We start from the raw sequence: 25,112 nt of genomic DNA on the forward strand, positions 1-25,112 counted from the left end.
GTATTCAAACGGTGTCCCGGCGTATTCGCACAACGCCCATTTTCATGCCGAACGGGCGAAACACCGCGTTCAGCGACTTCAGTGTCTGGTTGCCTTCGCCATGTTCGATATGCACCAGCGTGCGCACTGAAATCTTGCACATCTTCGCGAACTGGACCTGATGCAGACCGGTGACTTCGACCCGTAAACGGCGCACGGCGTCACCGATTTCCAGAGTGCCTTCGGCCAGTGATTGCTGAATGCTCTCGATGAGCGCCGTGCGCTCGAGGACGGTCAGACTCATTGCAGGTCCCACTCTTTCAAACGTTGCTCGAGGTTTTTCAGATGAACGCTCGGGTGATTCATGGTTCTGGCGGGCAAACCGCTGGCCGCAAGAATATCCGGCAGTGCGGCCAGACGGCGGGCATCCGCGCGCAGTCCTTCGAAGAGCACCGAGGCATCCAGCCCCGCCAACGGTTCGTCCGGATCTGTGCTATCGGCCAGTACGCGGCAGACACCTCGCCAATCTACGTCTCCCGCCCGCTCCAACTCTCTTGGCCATTTGGTCGTACGAGTCACGCCTTCGTCATCCATGACCATCGGGGCGAGGTCATAGATCGGCGCGAGCTGGAAAGCGTTCTCTTGCCGGATGATCGCCGTGTTACGACCGTGGTTATCGGAGTTTCCGAGGATTTTATTGATCAGGTCGCGACGCAGATAATCGGCGACGAGGCCGGGAATCCGGCTGGCCTGACCCGCTTTGCGCCAGAGCCCGGCGAGCATGCGGATCACTTCCAGATGATTCATGGCGCTCCCTGGCGTCGTCACTTCAGCCAGCGAATAAATCGATTCGACGGCGAAACGCGACACCGCCCCATCTTTCACTTGTCGATCAAAACGCCGCATCCACAAACTCGGTTTGGTCGCCTCTTCCAAGGCCAGGCCTTCTGCCGCAACCGTCTCGATGCCCAATGTCTGCAGCGCTTTGTAGTAATGGAATTCGCTGCGCAGGATGTCCTGGTCGGTCTGCCCGCCCCTGTTTCTGGCGAATTTCACGAACCAGTGCTGTCGCACTTCTTCATCGTCCAATACCGCATCGGGATACAGAAGCCCGGCGCTGTTCTCTGCCAGTAACAGCTTCGGAGCTTCACCACCTGCCCCCGTCGCGCCACCGATGGCCGCGCCCAGCTCGCAGGCATATTCAAGAAAGCGGTTGTCGCGGCTAATGACCTCCTCGCGCATGAATCCGATCGGCTTCCTCTCATCGACTGCTTCCGCCGATTCCTTTATTCGCATGTTGCCAATGGGAGCCGGTGTACTGCGGCCCAGCAGAAACAGATCGGCGCTGATCTCGGCGGGTCTTTCCTGACCCAGGCGGGCGAGCAGAAACCGCTTGGCTGCGCCTGCCGGTGCGATGTCATGGACAAAGGCCGGCGTCTTCGCGCGCCGACCTTCCCAATCCAGCGGATACAGGGCACTCACGGCTTGGGAAAAAGGCGACCCGATCAACTCGATGTTTTCCACCAGATAGTCCGCTTCATAGCCAAAACTGCAGCGGCTTTCGAAGCCTTTTTCCGGATCATCGAAGTCAAGAATCATCGCATCGTGCCATTGCCCGGCGGTGAAGATCTGGAGTGTCAGGTTATACATGTTGATTCCGTGTGCATTTTAATGCGTTTCAAGAAAGCGAAATCTTCGATAATTGCAATATAGTGCATTCTTGCAGCTAAACACGCTGTGAATCTGCAACAAAATGCACATCAGTCCTCGCTATTGACTTACCAAGTGCAAAATAATGCAGAAAAGCATTTAACATCACGCTGATAAAAATGCCTTCTTCAAGCGAAAGCTGTAGGAAAAAGAACAACTGGCGCCGCGCAAAAAGAATTGTTTGCGAAATCCAGTGAGGATTTTCCACAGAACGATCCGATGTCGCCTGCATGGATGTGGGAAGCGGCCGACATCGATTTTTTTCAGGCAGCAATAGAGTTGGGTCTTCTCGATAAGGAGGTCGAACTTGATGCCCACTCAACACCTATTCGCACCAAAACACCTGGCTCTGGCTATTTCATTGGCACTGGGTTGCGTAGCGCTGGCTAACGCCGAGCAATCCACTGAAGCAATCGAGCAGACCCCAAGCATGGAAACGACGGAGCAGCCCGAAGCCAACCCCAAGCAACAGGCTTTGGAACGGCTCCAGGGTTTTCTCAACGATGCGAGCACAGTGCCGATTACCTTTACGACACCGGAAACCGTGTTCAAAGGGACTGACGTCAACGACTTGATCACCCTTGCAGACGGGGCAAGCTTCACTGGCCGGCTGGATGGCGGCAAGGGCGATAACGTGTTGTTCCTGAATGCTGCGGATGGCGGCACGTTGAACGACACGCGCAACTTCAGTGGGTTATTCGTCGCCCAAGGAAACTGGACGCTGAGCTCCAAAGGCGATTTCCATGAAGGCGTTATGGTCGACAGCGGTGGAGCGTTGACCAACCTCGGCAGCATCAAGGGTGATGTGTATGTCCAGACCGGCGGCGGTTTCGCAGGTAAAGGCACGGTAGGCAATCTGGAAGTGGACGGCCTGCTCACCGTCAATGCGGCGCTTGGCGCTCCCCGAGTAAAAGGCAATTTGCACTTGGCGCCTGGTGCCGAACTGGCTTACGAGGTCACACCCACCGGTAGCCCTATAATCAAGGTTGATGGCACAGCCCAGCTTGACGGCGCCACCCTCAAAGTCGTCGCAGCTGCGGGCGAGTTTCCGCTGAGCAGCCAGTACAAAATCATCGAAGCCCGTGAGGTTAAGGGCCAGTTTGGCAGGATCGAGAACGAGCTGGCGTATATGACGGCCACGGCTCAATACAACAAGAAATCGGTTGGGCTGACTTACGCTCGCAACGATGTTCCGCTTAAGGATCTTGCCACGACAGGAAACGGGGGCTCGCTTGGGGCCAGTATTATCGAGCAAGAAAATTCAACGTCTCCGGCGGTACCGATATTAGCTCCAACTTCGCCAGAACCCGCTCCTGCTTCAATTGCGGTGGCGATCGCAACGTCAGCGCAAGTTCTGAACTCAGATCCGGCCCCCCTTGACGACACCCCACCAGCGGCATCATCGATATCAAACGAAATCGCGACTGCACAAACCAGCGAAGCCGCCACACCGCCCGCGCCTGAGCTTGCAAAGCCCACCAACACAGCCGTCGCCGCACTGCTGACCAGCGATAAAACCACCGCGCCCATCGCGCTCGACCAACTCGCCGGCGGCAGCAATGCCAACCTCGCCAAAGCCACACTGAGCAGTGTCACGCCGGTGAGTGCAAGCATGCTCTCGGCGATGCGGCAACTCGACAACCGTTCCGGTTCGACTTTCGGTCCGCGCAGTTCACCTCGTCAGGCGGCAGGCAGTGAAGACTCCGGGCGGGTGTGGGTTCAGGCGCTGGGCCACGGCGGCAAGGTTGACCGCGAGGCCGACGGCATCCTCCGACATGCCACGCAAGGTCTGGTCGTGGGCGCAGACTGGCGACTCGACGAGCAGTGGCATGTCGGCCTGCTCGGTGGCAAATCACAGACGAAACTCGATGCACGACAGTACGACGGCGATCTCGACAGTTGGCACTTGGGCGCCTACGCCGTGCGTCAGGACGGCCCACTGTCTTTGCGTCTCGGCGCCACCTACGCCAGCCATGACGGCAGCAGCACACGGCGGGTCGCGTTCAGGGGTTTCGGTGATCGTCTGAAAGGCAACTACGACGCCAATACTCAACAGGCATTCGCCGAAGCCGGGTTCAATTTGGGCCGCGATAGCGTAACCCTCGAGCCCTACGCCAGCCTCGGCTATCAGCGCTATCAACGCGACAGCTACAACGAAAAAGGGGGCGACGCGGCGCTGAAAGTCTATGGGCAGACCCGCGACAACTTCAGCAGCACTCTTGGCCTGCGGGTTGCGCAGGTCAACACGCTGGATAACGGCATGCATTTGACCCCGCGATTGAGCGCAGGGTGGAAACATACCTTCGGCGAGATCGACAGCGACACCCGCCAGCAACTGCTCAAGGGCGGCAAGCGTTTCGAAGTGACCGGCGCGGCGCTGGATCGAAACAGTCTGTCAGTGGATGCGGGGCTGGATATTGGTCTGTCGGCGGCGCACACCCTGGGCGTGGGCTTAACGGGTGAGCTGGGCAATGACAGCCGGACGTATGGCGTAGCGGGTCAGTGGCGCATGGCGTTCTGACGGAACGCGTTCCTGTGTAGGAGTGAGCCTGCTCGCGATAGCAGTGTCAGACGAGGAATCATTGACTGACACGACCCCATCGCGAGCAGGCTCACTCCTACAAGGGATCTTCGTCATCGCGCAAAATCACAGGCAAAAAAAAGGGGAGCACCTGCTCCCCCGAGGTTTAAAGCATTGGATCGCGACTGTTATCTCAGCCTTCGATCTCGATGAGGATTTCGCCCGGGTTGACCCGGTCGCCCTTGGCCACGTGAATCGCGGTGACCTTGCCGGCAATGGCAGCCTGGACTTCGGTTTCCATTTTCATCGCTTCGGTGATCAGTACGGCCTGGCCCGCCTTGACGGTGTCGCCCTCCTTGACCAGCACATCGACGATGTTGCCCGGCATGGTGGTGCTGACATGGCCCGGTGCCGAGGCCTGTTTGCGTTTGCTGCTGCCGCCGCTGACAAATTCATTGAGCGGCTCGAACACCACTTCTTCCGGCATGCCGTCAATGGACAGATAGAAGTGGCGCTTGCCCTCGGCCTTGACGCCGACGCCGGTGATGTCGACGCGGTAAGTCTCGCCGTGGACGTCGATGACGAACTCGGTCGGCACGCCTTCGCCACCCGCCGAGGCAACGGCGCCCGCTTCCGGGATAGGTAGCAGCACTTCAGGGGTAAGGGTGCCGGCGGCGCGCTCTTCGAGGAACTTGCGGCCGATGTCCGGGAACATGGCGAAGGTCAGTACGTCTTCTTCGGACTTCGCCAGTGCGCCGATATCGGCACGCAGCTTGGTCATTTCCGGTTTGAGCAGATCGGCCGGACGTACGTCGATGACGTCCTCGCTGCCGATCGCCTGACGCCGCAGTTTTTCATTCACGACGCCCGGTGCCTTGCCGTAGCCGCCCTGCAGATAAAGCTTCACTTCGTTGGTGATGGTCTTGTAACGTTCGCCGGCCAGCACGTTGAAGAACGCCTGGGTGCCGACGATCTGCGAAGTCGGCGTCACCAGCGGCGGGAAGCCGAGGTCTTCGCGTACGCGCGGAATTTCTGCGAGCACTTCGCCCATGCGGTTCAGGGCGCCCTGCTCCTTCAACTGGTTGGCGAGGTTGGAGATCATCCCACCCGGCACCTGGTTGACCTGCACACGAGTGTCGACGGCGGTGAATTCGCTTTCGAACTGGTGGTACTTCTTGCGCACGGCATAGAAGTACAGGCCGATTTCCTGGAGCAGTTCGAGGTTCAGACCGGTGTCGTATTCGGTGCCTTTGAGCGCGGCGACCATCGACTCGGTGCCCGGGTGGCTGGTGCCCGAGGCGAAGCTGGAGATCGCGGTGTCGATATGATCGGCACCGTTTTCGATCGCCTTGAGCTGGCACATGGCGGCCAGGCCAGCGGTGTCGTGGGAGTGGATGAACACCGGCAGCGACTGTTCGGCTTTCAACGCGCGCACCAGTTCACCGGTGGCGTATGGAGTCAGCAGACCGGCCATGTCCTTGATCGCTACCGAATCGCAACCCATGGACTCCATTTGCTTGGCCTGGGTAACGAAGGCGTCGATGGTGTGCACAGGGCTGGTGGTGTAGGCGATGGTGCCTTGCGCATGTTTGCCGGCAGCCTTCACCGCTTCGATGGCGACGCGCAGGTTACGCACATCATTCATCGCGTCGAAAATGCGGAACACGTCAATGCCGTTCACCGCGGCTTTGGCGACGAAGGCTTTGACCACGTCATCGCTGTAGTGGCGATAGCCGAGCAGGTTCTGCCCGCGCAGGAGCATTTGCAGACGGGTATTGGGCAACGCCGCACGCAGTTGACGCAGGCGCTCCCACGGATCTTCCTTGAGGAAGCGCACGCAGGCGTCAAACGTCGCGCCGCCCCAGCATTCCAGCGACCAGTAGCCGACCTTGTCGAGCTTGTCGCAGATCGGCAGCATGTCTTCGGTGCGCATGCGGGTGGCGAGCAGCGATTGGTGAGCGTCGCGCAGGATGGTGTCGGTGACAAAGATCTTCTTGCTCATTCTTGTATTCCTCACAGGCCTGCGTGGGCGGCAATGGCGGCGGCGATGGCCAGGGCCAGCTCTTCGGGTTTGCGCTTGATCGAGTAGTTGGTCAGTTCCGGGTGGCTTTCAACGAAGCTGGTGTTGAACTGGCCGCTACGGAATTCCGGGTTGCGCAGGATTTCCTGGTAATAAGCAGCGGTGGTTTTCACACCCTGCAAACGCATGTCGTCGAGGGCGCGCAGGCCACGATCCATCGCCTCTTCCCAGGTCAGTGCCCAGACCACCAGCTTCAGGCACATCGAGTCGTAGAACGGTGGAATGGTGTAACCGGTGTAGATCGCCGTATCAGTGCGCACGCCCGGTCCGCCGGGGGCGTAGTAACGAGTGATCTTGCCGAAGCTGGGCAGGAAGTTGTTTTTCGGGTCTTCGGCGTTGATACGGAACTGCAACGCAAAGCCCCGGTGCTGAATGTCTTCCTGCTTCACCGACAGCGCCAGGCCGGAAGCGATGCGGATCTGCTCGCGGACGATGTCGATGCCGGTGATTTCTTCGGTGATGGTGTGTTCCACCTGGACCCGGGTGTTCATCTCCATGAAGTACACCTCGCCCTCGGCGAGCAGGAACTCCACGGTGCCGGCGTTCTCGTAACCCACGGCTTTGGCGGCGCGCACCGACAGGTCGCCGATGTAGGCGCGCTGTTCCGGGGTCAGTTGCGGGCTCGGCGCGATCTCGATCAGCTTCTGGTTGCGCCGCTGAATCGAGCAGTCACGCTCGAACAGATGCACGACATTGCCAAAACTGTCGCCAAGGATCTGCGCTTCGATGTGCTTGGGATTGACGATGCATTTTTCCAGGAACACTTCCGCCGAACCGAACGCCTTGGTGGCCTCGGATATGACACGGGGGAAGTTCTGTTCGAGTTCTTCGCGGCTGTTGCAGCGACGGATACCGCGGCCGCCACCACCGGAGGTGGCCTTGAGCATGACCGGGTAACCGATACGGTCGCCTTCGACCAAAGCCTCTTCGATGCCGGAGACATTGCCTTCGGTACCAGGCGTCACCGGTACGCCGGCCTTGATCATGCTGCGCCGTGCTTCAGTCTTGTCGCCCATGCGTCGGATGACTTCCGCCGACGGGCCGATGAATTTGATGCCGCGCTCAGCGCAGATTTCCGCCAGCTCGGCGTTTTCCGAAAGGAAGCCGTAGCCGGGATGCAACGCATCGCAGCCGGTTTCCACGGCCAGGTTGACCAGCTTGCGCGGGTTCAGGTAGCCGGCCAGTGGCTCGGCTCCGACGCTGTGGGCCTCGTCCGCACGCTTCACATGCAAGGCATGGCGATCGGCGTCGGAAAAAATCGCAACCGAGCGAATGCCCATTTCGGCGCAGGCTCGTACGATGCGTACGGCAATCTCACCACGGTTGGCGATCAGGATCTTTTTTATCACTTGGAGGTTCCCTTAAGCCGGTGGCACCACGACCTGCTAGACCCAGGTCGACGCGTGACCAAATGTTTCAATTCAGTCGCAGGTCCACACTAGCGCTGCCAAGGGATTAACAAAAATGAATAAAAATTGGGTCAGACATAAGTAAACACTTATAGTTGAAGCATCTGCCTGCCGACCGAGCCCGAACCCTATGCGTAAGTCATTGATGCGTATGACATTGCGTCAATTGCAGATCTTCAATGAGGTGTGTGATTTACGTTCCTACAGTCGCGCCGCCGAGGAAATGTCGCTCACTCAACCGGCCGTAAGCCTACAGATTCGGCAGCTCGAAGAGCTGATTGGCCAGCCGCTATTCGACTACGTCGGCAAAAAACTCTACATGACCGAGGCGGCGGAAGCGCTTCAACGTGCCAGCCGCGACATCTTCGGACGGCTGGAAAATCTCGATATGCAGCTGTCGGACATGCAGGGCTCACTGCAGGGTCAGTTGAAACTGGCGGTGGAATCCAGCGCAAAATATTTTGTCCCGCATCTGTTCGCCGCGTTCAAGCGCCAGCATCCGGAAGTCAATTTGCAGTTGACGGTGGTCAACCGTGGCCAGGTTATCCGTCGCCTTTCGGACAACCGCGACGACCTGGTCATCATGTCGATGGTGCCGCAGGACATGGGCCTGGAATTTCTGCCGTTTCTCAATAACCCGATTGTCGCCGTGGCGCGCCCGGATCACCCGCTGGCGCACATGGGCCCGTTGCGCTTGCAGGATCTGGAGCCGTATACGCTGCTGATCCGCGAGCCGGGCTCGGGCACGCGTCTGGCCTGCGAAGAATACTTCAAGGAAAAGCGCGTGCACTTCACCCAGACCCAGGAAGTAGCGTCCGCCGAAGCCCAGCGCGAATGCGTGGTGGCGGGTCTGGGCCTGGCGCTGCTGACGCGCCACGCCCTGAACCTGGAGCTGGCGACCGGCGGCCTGGTCGAGCTGCCGGTCGAAGAGTTGCCGCTGATGCGCAGCTGGTGTCTGGTGCAGGCCAAAGCCAAACGGTTGTCACCGGTTGCGCATGCGTTCCTGGCGTTTATCCGCAGCGAGCGGGCGCAGATTATTGCGTTGGTTGAGCGTTTCGACGGGAAGCTGCGGGCGCTGCCTGCCAGTGAGTGATCTCGGGAAAGTCGCCGATTTCGGCCTGAAGCTGGCGGAGTTCGAAGCGATCTTCAATCGCACGGCGGAATTCCATGCGGCGCTGATCTTCCTGCTGACGACGGGTTTTCGCGGCGCTGTTGCGTTCTTCGTAGGGCTGAGCCATTTCGAGTCTCCCAGGGCGAGTACGGGAGTTTTACGATAGGCGTGGGGGATGACGGTTTGATGAAAGTTTCCGTCAAAAAGCAAAGATCGCAGCCTTCGGCAGCTCCTACAGGGAACGCATTCCAAATGTAGGAGCTGCCGAAGGCTGCGATCTTTTGATCTTAATCGTCCAGCGCTTTCACGGCCTTGGGCGACAAGCGCAAACTGCGCAGACTGCGCTTCACGCTCTTGAGGTGGTTGACCAGGCTCGGCCCCCGCGCCATGGCCACGCCCATCGCCAGCACGTCGATCACCACCAGGTGAGCGATGCGCGAGGTCAGCGGTGTATAGATTTCGGTGTCTTCGTGCACATCGATCGCCAGGTTCACCGTCGACAACTCCGCCAGTGGTGTCTGGCTCGGGCACAGAGTGATCAGCGACGCCCCGCTCTCGCGAACGAGGTTGGCGGTGATCAGCAGATCCTTGGAACGCCCCGACTGGGAAATACAGATCGCCACGTCGGTGGGCTTCAGCGTTACCGCCGACATCGCCTGCATGTGTGGATCGGAATACGCCGCCGCAGTCAGCAGCAAACGGAAGAACTTGTGCTGCGCATCCGCCGCCACCGCGCCCGAGGCCCCGAAGCCGTAGAACTCGACACGTTGCGCCTGCGACATCAGCGTCACCGCGCGCTGCAATTCCACCGGATCGAGCTTCTCGCGCACCTCCATCAAGGTGTGCAGCGTGGTGTCGAAAATCTTCAGGCTGTAATCAGCGACGGAGTCGTCTTCGTGGATGGCGAACTGACCGAAGCTGGCGCCGGCGGCCAGGCTTTGCGCCAGTTTAAGTTTGAGATCCTGAAAGCCGGAGCAACCGATGGCGCGGCAGAAGCGCACGATGGTTGGCTCGCTGATGCCGACGCTGTGAGCCAGGTCGGCCATGGAACTGTGCATCACTGCCGCAGGGTCAAGCAGCACGTGGTCGGCGACCTTGAGCTCCGACTTGCGTAACAGGTGACGTGACTGGGCGATGTGTTGCAGCAGATTCAAGGGGCTGGACTCTTCTCGTGGGCAAGGATGTAGCACGCTTGTAGTTATACTACATGAATGGGCATTTTGCCTGCTCAATGCGTAACTCAATGTCCCTGTATCAGGCCTGCTGAGCTGCATGTAGCCCTTACTGGGGATTTGCCTGATCGCGCAAAAGCCCGGCCAGACCGGCAGCGTCCACCGGCCGGCTGATCAGATAACCCTGCACCTCGTCGCAGCGCTCGACGCGGAGAAATTCCAGCTGATCCTGCCGCTCGACGCCTTCGGCCACCACTTTCAAGGCCAGCCCGTGAGCCATAGCAATGATCGCCCGAGTGATCGCGGCGTCCGCACTGCCCTCGCTCAAACCGCGGATGAACGCCTGATCGATCTTCACGTAATCCACCGGGATGCGCTTGAGGTAACTCAGCGACGAATACCCCGTACCGAAATCATCGATCGCCAGTTTCACCCCCAGATCGCGCAGTTGCTGGAAAGTGGCAATGATGTGTTCAACGCTGTCGAGCAAATGGCTTTCGGTCAGTTCCAGTTCAAGGTAATGCGGCGCCAACCCGGTTTCTTCCAGCACCTGCCGCACCAGACTGACCAGTTTGCCCTGGCGCAACTGATGCACCGACAGGTTCACCGACACACGGATCGGCGCCAGGCCCTGACGCTGCCATTCGCACGCTTGCCAGCACGCCTGACGCAGGACGAATTCGCCGATCGGCCCGATCAGCCCGGTCTCTTCGGCGAGGCCGATGAAATCCGCCGGTGGCACCTGGCCCATGCTCGGATGATCCCAGCGCACCAGCGCCTCGGCAGCATTCAAACGACCGCTTTGCAGGCACAGTTTCGGTTGGTAGAACACCGTCAGTTGCCGTTCTTCAATGGCTCGGCGCAAGTGGTTCTCCAGCTGCAACCGCTCAAGGGTGCTGGCTTGCAGGCTGTCGGTGTAGAACTGGAAGTTGTTGCCGCCCAGATGCTTGGCATGTTGCATGGCCATATTCGACTGGCTGACCAGCGCCGAGATCTCCCGCGCGTTGTCGGGCAACAGACTGATGCCCATCGAGGCGCTCACCACCAGCTCATGCCCGTCAACACTCAGCGGCAAACGCAGCTTGGCCGACAGCCGCGTCGCCACCCGCGCCAGGCTCGACAGGTTGCCGTAGGCATCGAACAGCACGGCAAATTCGTCGCCGGACAAGCGCGCAATGGTGTCGGCTTCCGGCAAGGCATTGACCAGCCGCCGCGCCATCTTCTGCAGCAGCTGATCGGCGACTTCATGGCCGAGGCTGTCATTGAGTAACTTGAAGCGATCCAGATTGATGTGCAGCAACGCCAGACTCCGGCGCCCGCCCTGGCGAACCCGCTGATGGGCTTCATGCAGGCGCTCGCGGAACAGCGAACGGTTGGCCAGACCGGTGAGCTCGTCGTAATGGGTCAGATAGCGCAGGCGTTCTTCCGACGCCCGCCGCGCCGAGAGATCGGCGAAGAAGCCGACGATATGGCTGACATTGCCGCGGCTGTCGCGCACGGCGTTGAGTTGCAGCCATTGCGGATACAGTTCGCCATTCTTGCGGGTTTCCACCAGCTCACCCTGCCAACTGCCGTGCTGCTCCAGCGCATGACGGATTGCAACATAGTGACGGCGAGCATCGCGACTGCACGGCAATTCGACGACGTTGCGTCCGAGCATGTCATCGATCTCATAACCAGTGACGCGGCTGAAAGCCTGGTTGATCGCGATCAGCGCGTAGTCCGGATCGAGAATCACGATGCCTTCGCTGGCCGCCTCGAACACCGTCGCCGCCAGCCGTTGCTGTTCTTCGAGACTTTTGCTGGCGCTGATATCGCGGCGGGTACCGACCATGCGGATCACCCGGCCGTTGGCGCTGCGCTCCACGGCGCGGCCACGGTCCTCGATCCACACCCAGTGGCCGTCGCCGTGGCGCAAGCGATATTCGACCTGATAATCCTCGGTGCGCCCCTTCAAATGCTCGACCAGCGCGAACTGGAGTGACGGCACGTCTTCGGGGTGCAGTCGCGGTTTGAGATCGCGCAGCAGTGCAGTTACGTATTCCGGGGCGAGGCCGAACAGTTCCTGAACCTGCGTGTGGTGGACTTCGTCGGTCTGCAGGTTCCAGTCCCATAAGCCGAGTTCGCTGGCCTTGAGCGCCAGCGCCAAACGCGCTTCGCTTTTGCTCAGGGCCTGATTGGCGGCATCCAGTTCGCGGCTGCGCTGGGCCACGCGATCTTCGAGGTCGACCTGCGCTTCACGCAACTGCGCCTCGGCACAGCGGCGCTGTTCGATCTCTTTGCCAAGTTCAAGATTGAGCTGTTCGCTACGGGTTTGCGCTTGTTGCAAATGCTCGATCAGATGCTGATTCTGAAAACGCCGGAGCAAACCGCGATCGATCAGCCGATTGACCTGCCACGCGACCACGCTCAACGAACCGAGCAGGATCAGACCCAGCCAGCCCCAGCCTCGTGCCTGATCGTCGCCACCCCAGAACAGGTAGCCGATCGCTGGCAGCAGACAGGGCAAGGTAAACGACAGAAACGCCGGCAGGCTCACGGCATAAGCGACGCTGGCCGATAGCGTAGCCGCGCCAATCAGGCCGAACACCCAGGCCTGCTGTATGAAATTGTCAGCGGGTACCAAGGCGATGCCGGCGCCGGCGAGGGTCAGGCCGGTCATGGTCGAACCGAGCAGGAACATGCGGAACCAGATCGGCTGGGCCTGGCGATCGGGAATCGCTGAATCGAACGCGGCCACCTGAATCACCCGTAGCGCAACCAGCGACAGCAGCCACACCAGCCAGACGCTGACCACGAAGTAGCGCTGCGGGCTCCAGAGCAAAGCGGCGCAGACCAGACCGTTGATCAACATGAACAGCGTGGGCAACAACGAGCCCTGATACAGCAGACGCGTGCGCTCCACCGCCATTTCGACGGCATAGTGCTTGCGGATCACCCGGGGGTCCACGGAGGGCCCCGACAGTTCGGCGCTGAGGATCATGGGCAACGTTCTTGTTCTTATAGGAGGGCGTGCGCCCGAAACGTGGACGGAGCATACACAAGCCGATCCCGTTGCCAAACTGCTGCCGAGCACAATTGCCGGTAAATTTTCCGCAGCAAACGCACCGCTGCAACCCCTCAGGCGAGACGGGCCGAAGCCTGCAGCCAGTGACCGACCGGTCGTCATCGGCAGCACTTTCATCGGCTAATGCAACGCGCGGTTTGCCCGGGCCCGCGGCGCACCCTAGAATGCCCCGATGCGCGATGATCTCTCCCTTCTGCTGAACTCCCTCAACGATGCCCAACGCCAGGCCGTAGCGGCCCCCGTTGGCCGTCAGTTGGTCCTGGCCGGCGCCGGTTCCGGTAAAACCCGAGTGCTGGTGCACCGTATCGCCTGGCTGATCCAGGTCGAGAACGCCTCGCCTCACTCCATCCTGTCGGTGACCTTCACCAACAAGGCCGCTGCCGAGATGCGTCATCGCATCGAGCAGTTGCTGGGCATCAACCCGGCCGGCATGTGGGTCGGCACCTTCCACGGCCTCGCGCACCGCTTGCTGCGGGCGCACTGGCAGGAAGCGGGCCTGAGCCAGACCTTCCAGATCCTCGACAGCGATGACCAGCAACGGCTGGTCAAGCGGGTGATCCGCGAGCTGGGCCTGGACGAGCAACGCTGGCCGGCGCGGCAGGCGCAGTGGTTCATCAACGGCCAGAAAGACGAAGGTCTGCGGCCGCAACACATCCAGGCCAGCGGCGACCTGTTCCTGGCTACTATGCGCGGCATCTACGAAGCCTACGAGGCGGCGTGCCTGCGTGCCGGCGTGATCGATTTCTCCGAGCTGCTGCTGCGCGCCCTCGACCTGTGGCGCGATCACCCGGGCCTGCTGGCGCACTACCAAAAGCGTTTCCGCCATATTCTGGTCGATGAGTTCCAGGACACCAACGCCGTGCAGTACGCCTGGTTGCGCCTGCTCGGCAAGGGCGGCGACAGCTTGATGGTGGTCGGCGACGACGACCAGTCGATTTACGGCTGGCGCGGCGCGAAGATCGAAAACATTCATCAGTATTCTTCCGACTTCCCGGATTCCGAGACGATTCGTCTGGAGCAGAACTACCGCTCCACCGCCGGCATCCTCAAAGCCGCCAACGCGCTGATCGCCAACAACACCGGGCGTCTGGGCAAAGAGCTGTGGACCGACGGCAGCGACGGCGAAGCGATCAACCTTTACGCCGCGTTCAACGAACATGACGAAGCGCGTTACGTGGTGGAAACCATCGAAAGCGCGCTTAAAACCGGCCTGGCCCGTAGCGATATCGCGATTCTGTACCGCTCCAACGCCCAGTCGCGGGTGCTCGAAGAAGCGCTGCTGCGCGAGCGCATTCCGTACCGCATCTATGGTGGTCAGCGCTTCTTCGAACGCGCGGAAATCAAGAACGCCATGGCCTACCTGCGCTTGCTTGAAGGTCGCGGCAACGATGCGGCGCTGGAGCGGGTCATCAACGTGCCGGCCCGAGGCATCGGTGAGAAAACCGTCGAAGCCATTCGCGAGCATGCACGACACAGCGATGTGTCGATGTGGGAAGCGATGCGCCAACTGGTGGCGAATAAAGGCCTGACCGGCCGCGCCGCGAGTGCGCTTGGTGCGTTTATCGAGCTGATCGAAAACCTCGCCGCCAAGTGCGCCGAGATGCCGCTGCACCTGATGACGCAAACCGTCATCGAGCAGTCCGGCCTGATCGCTTATCACGAGGCGGAAAAAGGTGAGAAAGGCCAGGCCCGGGTAGAAAACCTTGAGGAACTGGTCAGCGCCGCGCGCAACTTCGAGAACACCGAAGAGGACGAAGAACTCACGCCACTGGCGGCATTCCTCGGCCACGCATCTCTGGAGGCCGGCGACACTCAGGCCGACGAGCACGAAGACAGCGTTCAGCTGATGACCCTGCACAGCGCCAAAGGTCTGGAATTCCCTTACGTGTTCCTGGTGGGCATGGAAGAAGGCCTGTTCCCACACAAGATGAGCCTGGAAGAGCCCGGGCGTCTTGAAGAAGAACGGCGTCTGGCCTACGTCGGTATCACTCGGGCCATGCAGAATCTGGTCATGACCTATGCAGAAACCCGGCGTCTGTACGGCAGCGAAACCTACAACAAGGTTTCGCGTTTCGTACGGGAAGTGCCGAAAGGCCTGATTCAGGAAGTTCGTCTGTCCAACAGCGTCAGCCGACCGTTCGGCGGCAACCAGTCGATGAGCGGCAGCAGCCTGTTCAGCGGCAGCGAGATTCCGGAAACCGGTTTTGTGCTGGGTCAGGCCGTACGTCACTCGATCTTCGGCGAAGGCGTGATCCTCAACTTCGAAGGTTCCGGCGCCCAGGCCCGGGTACAGGTGAACTTCAGCGAAGGCAGCAAATGGCTGATGCTCGGCTATGCCAAGCTGGAAGCCATCTGACCCCGGTTTGTTTTTTCTGTGGGAGCGAGCCTGCTCGCGAATGAAATCACCGCGGTTGATCTGATACACCGCGGTGCAGCTTTCGCGAGCAGGCTCGCTCCCACAGTGTTCGGTGTTCTGACCCACAATCCTTCTGAACCTAACGCCTTTTCCTACAGACAAAAGTACATCGGCTGATTGCCTCGCCAAGCTGAACGCAACCTGTCAGGCAAAAGCCCGAAACACTCTCTCGCTAGCCAGTAACACTTCAGCTGTGCAACATGGCGCGCGTGTCTCCACAAAACGGGAATACCCTTTATGAAACGTTTTCTTAGCATCGCCATGGCGTTGTGCATCGGCCTGACGATGAGCCTCGACGCCAACGCCAAGCGCTTTGGTGGTGGCAAAAGCGCCGGCGCTGCGCCGACGCACCAGACCAGCCAGATGGCTCCTTCTTCTCCAGGCGTGGGCGGTGCAGCAGCGACCGCTGGCGCTGCCGGTGCTGCTGGCGCCGCGGCCAAGGCCGGCGGTGCTTCACGCTGGCTCGGCCCTCTGGCGGGCATCGCCGCCGGTGGCCTGCTCGCGTCGATGTTCATGGGCGACGGCTTTCAGGGCATGCAGATCTTCGACATCCTGATCATGGCCCTGATCGCGTTCGTGATCTTCCGCTTCATTGCCGCCCGTCGTCGCAAGCAGCAGGAGCAATTCGCTCCGGCCGGCGCGCCGATGCAGCGTGAAGTGTTCGAGCAGAAGCCAGCCGCCATGGGTTCGATCTTCGGTGGTTCGGCTGCTCCGGCTGCCGCCCGTCCGGTGATCAACGCACCGGCCTGGTTCAACGAACAGCGCTTCCTTGAAGCCGCACGCAGCCACTTCCAGTCGCTGCAGCAGCACTGGGACGCCAACGAAATGGACAAGATCGCCGAGTTCGTGACCCCGCAAATGCTCGAGTTCCTCAAGCGTGAGCGTGCGGACCTGGGCGACGGCTTCCAGTCGACCTACATCGACAACCTGCAGGTGCAGCTGGACGGCGTCGATGATCGTGCCGACAAGACCATCGCCACCCTGACCTTCACCGGCGTGTCGAAAACCTCGCGTTTCGACCAGGGCGAAGTGTTCAGCGAAAGCTGGAACATGGAACGTCCGCAGGGCGACAACCAGCCTTGGCTGGTCGCCGGTATCCGCCAGAACGGCTGATCCCTGCTGCGCTTCACTTGCGGTAACAGAACCCCGGCCCCGGCCGGGGTTTTTCATTTCACGGTTGCATCTATAGCGAGCTACTGTATAAACCGGCCCATATAAACCGCGCCATTCAAGCAAGAGGATCCCGGACGTGGAAGAAATCATCGAACAACTGCGCGAAGCCAATGAACCCGTACCGGTTCCTTTGGAATTGCCTGACGAAGACCTGCTGGTGGAAATCGAAGAACAACTCTTCATCGACATTCCGTTCGTCTTCAAGGAATTTTTGCTGACCGTCAGCGATGTGGTCTACGGCAGCCTTGAACCCGTGACCGTCACCGATCCGCAATCGCACACCTATCTGCCGGACGTGGCAGCCAATGCATGGGACGTGGGTGTTGATCGCAGCTTGATCCCGATTTGTCAGGACGGCGACGACTACTACTGTGTCGAAGAAGACGGCACCGTGGTGCTGTGGCAGGCCGAAGAAGAATTGATCGCTGAGGAAACCTGGGAATCGGTGTGGCACTGGGCGCGGGACGTCTGGCTGGAAAGCTGATCCGCCACACGCCCCCAGTGGTCAGTGCCCCGACGATTCCTTGTGGTTGTCGAGGGTTTCCAGCAGCGCCACCTGCATGCGCGTGTGCACGCGGATGAACCAGCGCCAGAGCAGCGCCGCTACCGCAGCGGCGACTACGGCGATCAGCACCAGCAGCTTGTTGGTCGGCAGGATACTGGCCGACAAGGCTGCCAACAGCAGGAAAATCACCAGCAGCGAGAGAATCGGGATCACTTCGGCGATCACCCGGCGCACTCGCTGCGTGTGACGCCCGGCCATCTCCGGCTTGACGCCCATCTCCGCCAGCAGCATCGACAGTGCCTTGAGCTTGCGATATGCCGCGATCAGAAACGGTAGCGAGACCAGCAACGCACCGCCCCAGATCAGTGCCTTCTGCCAGCTCGGATCGCTGATCCAGTCCTGCAGCCACAACGACATGCGCTCGGCGAAGTACGCGCCGGCGAAGAAGATCGCAATCACCAGCGCCAGATTGACCCCGACCTGCAACAGAATCCGCCGGATCATCGACGCCAGCATCGCGCCCTCGCCTTGCGGCTGAATGCTGCGCAACCATTCGCCATACATGCCGAGCACCCGGCCGAGACGTTTGGGCACGACTGCCGAGAGCTTGATCGACAGCGGATCCGCCGCGCGAATCAAGTACGGCGTCAGCAGCGTGGTGATCACCGACACGGCCACCGCGACCGGATAGAGGAAGTTGCTGGTCACCTGCAAGGTCATGCCCAGCGCAGCGATGATGAAGGAAAATTCGCCGATCTGTGACAGCCCCATGCCGACTCGCAGTGAGGTTCGGCCGTCGTTGCCAGCGATAAATGCTCCGAGGCCGCAGGACAACATCTTGCCCAACACCACGGCGACGGTGATCACCGCAATCGGCCAGGCGTATTCGATAAGGATCAGCGGGTCGAGCATCAGCCCGATCGCGACAAAAAAGATCGCACTGAACAAGTCGCGTACCGGCTCGATCAGTCGCTCGATTTTCAGCAATTGCCGCGACTCGGCCATGATCGCGCCGATCAGGAAGGCGCCGAGGACCATGCTGTATTCGAGCTTGACCACCAGCAGGCAGAAGCCGAAGCACAGGCCGAGCACGGTGATCAGCAGCATCTCGTTGCTTTCGAATTTCGCTACGTAGGCGAGCAGGCGCGGCACCAGGAGGATACCGATGACCAGCGCGACGATCATGAACAGCGACAGCTTGCCGACCGTGGAAAACACTTCCCCCGAACTCACCGTGCCGCTGACCGCGATGCTCGACAGCAGTGCGATGATGCCGATGCCGAGGATGTCTTCGACAATCAGCACGCCGAAGATTAACTGGGCGAAGCGCTCGTTCTTCATCTTCAGGTCGTTCAGCGCTTTGACGATGATGGTGGTAGAGGAGATCGCCAGAATCGCGCCAAGGAACAACGAATCCATGGTGCTCCAGTCGAACCAGCGGCCGATCTCGTAACCGATCCAGATCATCAGGATGATTTCGAGAAATGCGGCAATAAACGCCGTCGCCCCGACCTTGAACAGCTTGCGCAGGCTGAATTCCAGGCCGAGGCAGAACATCAGGAAAATTACCCCGAGTTCGGCCAGGGTCTTGATGGTTTCTTCATCGTGGATCAGGCCGAACGGCGGGGTGTGCGGGCCGATGATGAAGCCGGCGACGATGTAGCCGAGCACCACCGGTTGCTTGAAGCGGTGGAACAGCACGGTCACCACGCCTGCGACCAGCATGATCACTGCCAGGTCCTGAATAAAGCTGATGGCATGCATGGCGAGGGCTCCTTGATGACGAGGCGCGCGGACAGACGTCAGAACGTTCTGCGCGAGCAGGGTAAAAATCCGCTTTTGATGTAAGAATTGCCCTTGGGCAGGGCTTTTGCAGGTTAACACCGCCCCTTCGCTCTGGAAGCCGATGCAATATATGGAAACAGATCGCTACCGGCGTGACGGCAGCCCACTGCCCGGCGTCCCGATAACGGTACTTTTTGAAAAGCCACCAGGCGCCCGCAGAGGCGCTTTCTGCAATCAGCCTTGATCCGTGAGAACGTTATGGAACCCGGAAACGCCCAGCTGTCGATGACGGTACTGATGACCCCCGACATGGCCAACTTCTCTGGCAATGTCCACGGCGGCACCCTGCTCAAATATCTCGACGAAGTGGCCTACGCCTGCGCCAGCCGTTATGCCGGCCGCTACGTGGTGACCCTGTCGGTGGATCAGGTGATTTTCCGCGAGCCGATTCATGTCGGCGAACTGGTGACCTTCCTCGCCTCGGTCAACTACACCGGCAACACGTCGATGGAAGTCGGCATCAAAGTGGTCACCGAAAACATCCGCGAACGCTCGGTGCGCCATACCAACAGCTGCTTCTTCACCATGGTCGCGGTGGATGATCAGCGCAAACCAGCCGCGGTGCCGCCGCTGCAACCGCAGAACAGCGAAGACAAGCGCCGCTTCATGCAGGCGCAACAGCGCCGGCAGATTCGCCAGGAGTTGGAGAAGCGTTATCAGGAGATCAAGGGCGACGCCTGATCAACCTTGATTGATGTTGCCTGGCAGATAGCTTTCGCGAGCAGGCTCGCTCCCACATTTGGAATGCATTCTTCTGTGGGAGCGAGCCTGCTCGCGAATAAAGACGACCCGGTCTCAGAGACTGATCGCCGTCGCCTCAAACTTCACCCGCGGATGCGCAATGCGATCCTGCGCCCGCACCAGTTGCAGCTCGTAACTGGCGCACGCCTGGGTTTCCAGCAACACCTCATGCACCGCCGCTGCAGTGAATTCGAATGCCGCCAACAGCGTGTCGCCCAGCAGTATCCGCGCCAGGAACAGGCCGGATGTCAGATCGCCCACGCCCACCGGCTGACGCGGAAACGCCAGCAATGGACGGCGCAAATGCCAACTGCCCTCAGCCGTCACCAACAACATTTCAAAGCCATCCGCCGGTTTGCCCGGGTAATCCAGATGCTTGACCAGCACCGCTTTCGGCCCGCGCGCCAGCAGTGCGCGCGCCATCGCCAGGCAATCAAACAGCGACTGCGGCTTGCGCCCGGAAAAACTGTCCAGCTCCAACTGGTTCGGGCACATGATGTCCGCCACGGCCGCGGCCTCATCGAGCAGGAAATCGCTGACCTCGGTGGGCACGCTGCAGCCCTTCTCGGGATGGCCCATGACCGGATCACACAGGTACAGCATCTTCGGATTGACCGCTTTGATCCGCGCCACACCGCTGAGAATCGCCCGGCCCTGCGCGGCACTGCCGAGATAGCCGGACAGCACCGCGTCGCAGTTGCCCAGCTCGCCAATCGCGGCGATGCCTTCGATCAGTTCGGGAATCTGTTGCGGCGCCAGCACTTCACCGGCCCACTGACCATACTGGGTGTGATTGGAAAACTGCACGGTGTTGAGCGGCCAGACATTGACCCCGACGCGCTGCATCGGAAAAACCGCAGCACTGTTGCCGGCGTGGCCAAACACCACGTGGGACTGGATGGCGAGCAGATGAGGCGTACGTTTCATTCGGGTCATTCCGTAAAACGATGAAATTCAAGCCGCGCAGTATGCGACGAAACACAGCCTGTACGACAGACCGGCGAGACAGTTAAGCTGACGCCATCTTTTGGAGTTCGATGTAGATGCTGACCCTGGAAAACATCTTCGTGCTGATGCTGTTCGCCGCCGCTGGTGCCTGGCTATGGCACAACCACGGCTTGCGCGAGCGTGCGCTGGAACGGGTCAAACAGCATTGCACTAATGTCGGCGTCGAATTGCTGGACGGTAACGTCGCGCTGAAAAAGATCGGTTTGATCAAGGATGCCAACGGGCGCCGCCGACTGGCGCGGGTGTACAACTTCGAATTCACCGTGACTGGCGAGAGCCGCCACAACGGCACCGTGACCCAATTCGGCGCGCACAGTGCGCAGATTGAGCTGGCACCCTACCCGGCGCCGTTCGACGATACGCCGCCGGTGGTCGAAGTGCACAAGCCTCGCGCGGAAGTCATCGAGCTGAGCCAGTGGCGGCAGGAACATACCAAGTGGAAACCCTGAGAGCCCTAAAATCACAGGCTCTATGCGCGTCCCGTAGGAGCTGCCGAAGGCTGCGATCCTTTGCTTTTAAAGCTTCCGGCAAGCGGCCAACCCCTCCTGAAGCGCTTCAACTTCTGCAATATCACTGAAAATCAACTCGATCCGCGAATCTCTCCGCCATTCACTTGCCTGCCAAATCAGATCTGCATTTTCCAGCGCATTGACTGAAACCCAGCCATCCCTGCCGTGGATGACCAGTTTGGCCCGCTTCCACTCGAGAGCGGCCAGCCAATCAGCGATGCGTCCTTGGTCAAATATCTGTCCAGGATGCCAGCGCCACCCGATGCTCCAGCCATCCTCCTGCGCCTGGCTCAGGCAAATCGGCACGCTCGGGTCGCTCCAGACGGCCGGCAGCTGCGCCAATCCCGTGGGCAGCGGCAGATTGCCCTCGCCTTCGGTTGCTTTTTCTGTCATCCCCGGCAGCTGATTCAGAGGCAACCGGGCTTGCTGCGTCCAGATCATCCTGACCGGTGGCAACTGGCTGGCAATGTTCTCCCGAGCCGTTGCATCAACATTTTCCGCCTTGTTCAGCAGCAGCAACCCCGCGCTGGCCAACGCTTGCTGCTGAGCGTCCGGCAAGGCTTTGCCTGCTTGCAGTGCCTGAGCGTCCAGAACCAGAACACACGGCTGCATCGCCAGCACGCCCAGCCACGGCGCCTCGTTCAATTGCTTGAGTAACTGCGCCGGATGGCCGAGCCCGGATGGCTCGATAAACAGTCGATCCGGTCTGGCCTTGCGCAGCAGGCGGCCGAGGCCGATCTGGAATGGCGCGCCATTGACGCAACACAGGCAGCCACCGGCCACCTCGCCCAGTGCGATACCATCGTCGTCGCGAGTGAGCAACGCGGCGTCCAGACCGATCTGGCCGAACTCGTTGATCAGGACCGCCCAGCGTTCATCGGCCGGCCGTTGCGCCAGCAAGTGGCGAATCAGGCTGGTCTTGCCGGCGCCCAACGGGCCGGCGATGACGTGGGTCGGAATGTTCTGCAACATGGCGGGCACTTTTCTGCGGACAGTTATTGAGGAGACTGATGATGCGCTGGTTGGGATGGTCGTTGCTGTTGGCGCTGCTGTCGAGTGAGGCGTGGGCCCAGGCCTGCGTGGTGCACACACAGGGCGAACGGCTCGACGTCAAAGTCTGTCAGCAGAACAGAACGATTCCGCAGAAATTGTTCAATGACGGCTTCTGCCAACCGACGCTGGCCGGACAGAAGGTCGAGGTCAAATACGTCGATCAGTGCCCGAGCGGGGCTTTCGGCGTGTGCAGCAACGCGCAAGTCGCCAATATGCCTTATCGCCAGGATATCCACTATTACGGCGTGGCCACTGATGCGGCATATCTCAAGCCGTATTGCGAAGGGCAGAGCCAGGGCGTCTGGCGCAAGCCCTGACTGTCAGCCGAGCCAGTCGAGGGTCAGTAGCAAGCGGCGCTCACCGGGTGCCGGTTGCGGCGAACGATGGATCAGGCCGAAGCCTTCGTTTCCATGCCACTTTTCGCCTTTGAGCAGCGCGACGTCGCCACTGTTGAGCTGGCGAATCGACCCTGAATCTAGCGGTTCGGCATTGGCCTGGCCAAGTTGCGTGCGATCCATCGCGCCCTCTTCCAGCCATTGGCTACCGACTCCGGCATAGGTCGTAATCAGGCGCACCGGCACGTGATCGACGTGGAAGCGCGGGCACATGGGTTTATCCAGCACGCGCAGACGCAAGCCGATACGCCGCGCGCCGAGCAGGCAGGCGAAGGCACTGATCAGCCATTTCAGGTCGCTAATGAAACCTTCGAAACCTTGCAGATCACGCAGCCCTGAAGCCAGCCCGCCGAGATCCGGTTCGGCGTCTTCGTCAGGTAACTCCAGGCAGAGCGACTCGGCCAAGGGCTCGTTGAGCGACAGCACTAATTGTGCGAAATCGGCGATGTGCAAAGGCAGCTGGCGTTGCCAGACGGCGAGATTGGTTCCGTCCTCAAGGATTCGCGTCAGCGTTTGCGGGGTCAGGCCCTGGTGCTGATGGCGGGTAAGCTGCTGCTGATCTTTGAGTGCGAGCATCAGGCGGCCTCTTCGTGCCAAGGGCCGAAGGGATCAGGCAGCAAGCGCCAGCCTTCGACACCCATTGCCATTTCTTCATCGGTCAGCAGGCAAGCATCCAGCTCGGCTGTGAGTTGTAGGAAATCGATGTTCTGACCGATGAAAACCAGTTCCTGGCGGCAATCTCCTACGCTCGGAGTCCAGTTTCCCATGATCGCCTGGACGCTTTCCTGATCCTCAGGCCATTGATTCTTTGCCACGAAACGCCACCAGCGACCGGCAAATCCATGGCGCATCAAGCCGCCGGCCTGCGACCAGCTGCCGGCATCGGTGGGTTTGCTGGCCAACCAGAAGAAGCCTTTGGAGCGCAGCAGCTTGCCGTTCAGCCAAGGCCGATCAATGAAGCTGAAGAAGCGTTGCGGGTGAAATGGCCGGCGGGCGCGGTAGGCCGTCGAGGCGATGCCGTACTCGTCGGTCTCCGGAATGTGTGCGCCGCGCAATTCCTTGAGCCAGCCGGGCGCTTGCGCGGCTTTGTCGAAATCGAAACGACCAGTGTTGAGGATTTCCTCCAGCGGCACCTCGCCCATCACCATTGGGATGATTTCAGCCTGGGCATTGAGGCGCTTGAGGATAGCGGTGAGTTCTTCGCGCTCATGCTGGCTGATCAGGTCGATTTTGCTGATCAACAGGACGTCGGCGAATTCGATCTGCTCGATCAACAGATCGGTGATGGAACGCTCGTCTTCTTCACCGAGCGTTTCGCCGCGAGAGGCCAGACTTTCGGCGGCCTGGTAATCGAGCAGGAAATTCACACCGTCGACGACTGTGACCATGGTATCCAGACGAGCGATGTCGGCGAGACTTTGCCCTTGCTCATCCCGGAAGGTGAAGGTTTCGGCGATGGGAAGAGGCTCGGAGATGCCGGTGGATTCGATCAGCAGGTAATCGAAACGTCCCTCCCTTGCGAGCTTGCTGACCTCTTCAAGCAGGTCTTCACGTAACGTACAACAGATACAGCCGTTGCTCATTTCAACGAGTTTTTCTTCTGCGCGGTTCAAGATGACATCACGCTGGACTTCGCTACCATCAATATTGATTTCGCTCATATCGTTGACGATTACCGCAACGCGCAGACCTTCGCGGTTACGTAGTACGTAATTCAAAAGCGTACTTTTTCCGGCGCCGAGAAATCCTGAAAGTACGGTAACGGGCAATTTGGCTGACATTGGATAATCCTCATAAATCGCGGCCGACTTGCGCTTTTTTGATCGCGCTTGGCGTATTGCGCTACCTGCACTGGGGTTGATGAAGGCAAACGGTTGTTATCGGCAGATCAGACTAGTTCGCAATTAATGTTATAGTATAACAAGTCAGCCGTACTAGCCCATCGCGGAAGAATTCGCGATTCGTCGCGTCAAAGAACCTGGAAAAGCGCAATGAAAAATCCGCTGAAATATCTGCTTTTGAGCTTCGGCATGGCGCTCGCCGGCCAGATCGAAGCGCAAGTTCCCGGTCTGGCGCACTGCACACGTAGCCCTAACCTGCTGGCTTGCGTGGACGCCGAAGGCAACGCCTATAGCGTCAATACGGTCGGCACCACGCTGTATCTGAGGGGTTTCGAGAAGGATGGAAATCGCTATTGGGCGCAAACCAATAGCCGGTTCGGCCAATTGACCTTTTTTACCGGCGTCGCCTCCGATGGCGAGGCTTGGGTTGGCTATACCCGTCGTGTCGGCTGGACGACCATCAACCGTTTTTCCAGCTCGGGAGGGAGCAGCGCAAGGTTCACTTGCAGCCGGATGACGGGCTGCTAATGAAAACCTTTTCATGAAAAAAGCATCGCTGAATGGATTGTTATAATGT

General features: G+C 59.9%; 21 protein-coding genes. 9 read left to right on the top strand and 12 right to left on the bottom strand.

From position 1 onward, the window contains the following. Positions 1-4: 4 nt before the first annotated feature. Positions 5-283 carry a helix-turn-helix domain-containing protein gene (locus J2Y90_RS05665; RefSeq protein WP_253497326.1) on the bottom strand — a complete coding sequence of 93 codons (279 nt, stop codon included), beginning with the start codon at positions 281-283 and terminating at the stop codon, positions 5-7. Continuing rightward, complete coding sequence (locus J2Y90_RS05670) at positions 280-1,629, bottom strand: HipA domain-containing protein (protein WP_253497328.1); 1,350 nt, start codon at positions 1,627-1,629, stop codon at positions 280-282. The genes J2Y90_RS05665 and J2Y90_RS05670 overlap by 4 nt, the downstream gene beginning before the upstream one ends. Positions 1,630-1,999: 370 nt before the next feature. Between J2Y90_RS05670 and J2Y90_RS05675 the strand changes: the two genes are divergently transcribed. Further along, a complete protein-coding gene (locus J2Y90_RS05675) occupies positions 2,000-4,210 on the top strand; it encodes an autotransporter outer membrane beta-barrel domain-containing protein (protein ID WP_253497331.1) in 2,211 nt (736 codons plus the stop codon). Between the two features lie 193 nt (positions 4,211-4,403). On the opposite strand, the gene oadA is transcribed toward J2Y90_RS05675, so the two are convergent. Next, complete coding sequence (gene oadA / locus J2Y90_RS05680) at positions 4,404-6,212, bottom strand: sodium-extruding oxaloacetate decarboxylase subunit alpha (RefSeq protein ID WP_253497334.1); 1,809 nt, start codon at positions 6,210-6,212, stop codon at positions 4,404-4,406. 11 nt (positions 6,213-6,223) lie between these two features. Then, the gene (locus tag J2Y90_RS05685) at positions 6,224-7,639 is read right to left on the bottom strand and encodes an acetyl-CoA carboxylase biotin carboxylase subunit (RefSeq protein ID WP_253497337.1); all 1,416 of its coding nucleotides are present in this window, start codon (positions 7,637-7,639) and stop codon (positions 6,224-6,226) included. 190 nt (positions 7,640-7,829) lie between these two features. Between J2Y90_RS05685 and J2Y90_RS05690 the strand changes: the two genes are divergently transcribed. After that, positions 7,830-8,792, top strand: a complete 963-nt coding sequence (locus tag J2Y90_RS05690) for a LysR family transcriptional regulator (protein WP_253497340.1) — start codon at positions 7,830-7,832, stop codon at positions 8,790-8,792. Here J2Y90_RS05690 and J2Y90_RS05695 read toward each other — a convergent pair. The 3 genes from J2Y90_RS05695 to J2Y90_RS05705 all read right to left on the bottom strand — a co-directional run bounded on the left by J2Y90_RS05695 (position 8,734) and on the right by J2Y90_RS05705 (position 12,965). Further along, entirely contained in the window at positions 8,734-8,937 is a 204-nt protein-coding gene (locus J2Y90_RS05695) for a PA3496 family putative envelope integrity protein (protein WP_080769340.1), read from the bottom strand. The two genes, J2Y90_RS05690 and J2Y90_RS05695, sit on opposite strands and share 59 nt — an antisense overlap. 160 nt (positions 8,938-9,097) lie before the next feature. Continuing rightward, entirely contained in the window at positions 9,098-9,964 is an 867-nt protein-coding gene (hexR, locus tag J2Y90_RS05700) for a transcriptional regulator HexR (protein WP_007962240.1), read from the bottom strand. A 127-nt stretch (positions 9,965-10,091) separates the two neighbouring features. Further along, a complete protein-coding gene (locus J2Y90_RS05705) occupies positions 10,092-12,965 on the bottom strand; it encodes a putative bifunctional diguanylate cyclase/phosphodiesterase (protein ID WP_253497343.1) in 2,874 nt (957 codons plus the stop codon). A gap of 256 nt (positions 12,966-13,221) precedes the next feature. Here J2Y90_RS05705 and uvrD point away from each other — a divergent pair, with 256 nt between their 5' ends. The 3 genes from uvrD (at position 13,222) to J2Y90_RS05720 (ending at position 17,122) form a co-directional block, all read left to right on the top strand. Further along, positions 13,222-15,405, top strand: coding sequence for a DNA helicase II (gene uvrD, locus J2Y90_RS05710; protein ID WP_253497345.1), 2,184 nt, complete (start codon positions 13,222-13,224; stop codon positions 15,403-15,405). A gap of 297 nt (positions 15,406-15,702) precedes the next feature. Next, positions 15,703-16,578: a Tim44 domain-containing protein gene (locus J2Y90_RS05715; RefSeq protein WP_122506273.1), complete on the top strand. Its 876-nt coding sequence runs from the start codon at positions 15,703-15,705 to the stop codon at positions 16,576-16,578. A 136-nt stretch (positions 16,579-16,714) separates the two neighbouring features. Further along, positions 16,715-17,122 (top strand): SMI1/KNR4 family protein, encoded by a 408-nt coding sequence (locus tag J2Y90_RS05720; protein WP_038359443.1) that lies wholly within the window; start codon positions 16,715-16,717, stop codon positions 17,120-17,122. A 21-nt stretch (positions 17,123-17,143) separates the two neighbouring features. On the opposite strand, the gene J2Y90_RS05725 is transcribed toward J2Y90_RS05720, so the two are convergent. After that, the gene (locus J2Y90_RS05725; RefSeq protein WP_253497347.1) at positions 17,144-18,907 is read right to left on the bottom strand and encodes a cation:proton antiporter; all 1,764 of its coding nucleotides are present in this window, start codon (positions 18,905-18,907) and stop codon (positions 17,144-17,146) included. A 279-nt stretch (positions 18,908-19,186) separates the two neighbouring features. Here J2Y90_RS05725 and J2Y90_RS05730 point away from each other — a divergent pair, with 279 nt between their 5' ends. Next, a complete protein-coding gene (locus J2Y90_RS05730; protein WP_016772447.1) occupies positions 19,187-19,669 on the top strand; it encodes an acyl-CoA thioesterase in 483 nt (160 codons plus the stop codon). A gap of 114 nt (positions 19,670-19,783) precedes the next feature. Here the strand turns inward: J2Y90_RS05730 and pdxY are convergent, their stop codons facing one another. Continuing rightward, a complete protein-coding gene (gene pdxY, locus J2Y90_RS05735; RefSeq protein ID WP_083353861.1) occupies positions 19,784-20,656 on the bottom strand; it encodes a pyridoxal kinase PdxY in 873 nt (290 codons plus the stop codon). A 116-nt stretch (positions 20,657-20,772) separates the two neighbouring features. Here pdxY and J2Y90_RS05740 point away from each other — a divergent pair, with 116 nt between their 5' ends. Then, a complete protein-coding gene (locus tag J2Y90_RS05740) occupies positions 20,773-21,186 on the top strand; it encodes a DUF3301 domain-containing protein (RefSeq protein WP_076564658.1) in 414 nt (137 codons plus the stop codon). A 66-nt stretch (positions 21,187-21,252) separates the two neighbouring features. On the opposite strand, the gene J2Y90_RS05745 is transcribed toward J2Y90_RS05740, so the two are convergent. Further along, positions 21,253-22,218 (bottom strand): CobW family GTP-binding protein, encoded by a 966-nt coding sequence (locus tag J2Y90_RS05745; RefSeq protein WP_253497349.1) that lies wholly within the window; start codon positions 22,216-22,218, stop codon positions 21,253-21,255. Between the two features lie 41 nt (positions 22,219-22,259). On the opposite strand from J2Y90_RS05745, the gene J2Y90_RS05750 reads away from it, so the two are divergent. Beyond that, positions 22,260-22,616: an NADH:ubiquinone oxidoreductase gene (locus J2Y90_RS05750; protein ID WP_253497351.1), complete on the top strand. Its 357-nt coding sequence runs from the start codon at positions 22,260-22,262 to the stop codon at positions 22,614-22,616. A 3-nt stretch (positions 22,617-22,619) separates the two neighbouring features. Here the strand turns inward: J2Y90_RS05750 and J2Y90_RS05755 are convergent, their stop codons facing one another. Together J2Y90_RS05755 and zigA are read right to left on the bottom strand one after the other, a co-directional pair. Next, positions 22,620-23,270, bottom strand: coding sequence for a DUF1826 domain-containing protein (locus tag J2Y90_RS05755; protein ID WP_253497353.1), 651 nt, complete (start codon positions 23,268-23,270; stop codon positions 22,620-22,622). Further along, entirely contained in the window at positions 23,270-24,475 is a 1,206-nt protein-coding gene (gene zigA, locus J2Y90_RS05760; protein ID WP_253497355.1) for a zinc metallochaperone GTPase ZigA, read from the bottom strand. Before zigA ends, J2Y90_RS05755 begins: the two co-directional genes overlap by 1 nt. Positions 24,476-24,685: 210 nt before the next feature. On the opposite strand from zigA, the gene J2Y90_RS05765 reads away from it, so the two are divergent. Further along, positions 24,686-25,063, top strand: a complete 378-nt coding sequence (locus J2Y90_RS05765; protein WP_253497357.1) for a glutamine synthetase — start codon at positions 24,686-24,688, stop codon at positions 25,061-25,063. The last annotated feature ends 49 nt before the right edge of the window (positions 25,064-25,112 follow it).

The organism is Pseudomonas koreensis, assembly GCF_024169245.1.
GTDB classification, from domain to species: Bacteria; Pseudomonadota; Gammaproteobacteria; order Pseudomonadales; family Pseudomonadaceae; genus Aquipseudomonas; species Aquipseudomonas koreensis_F.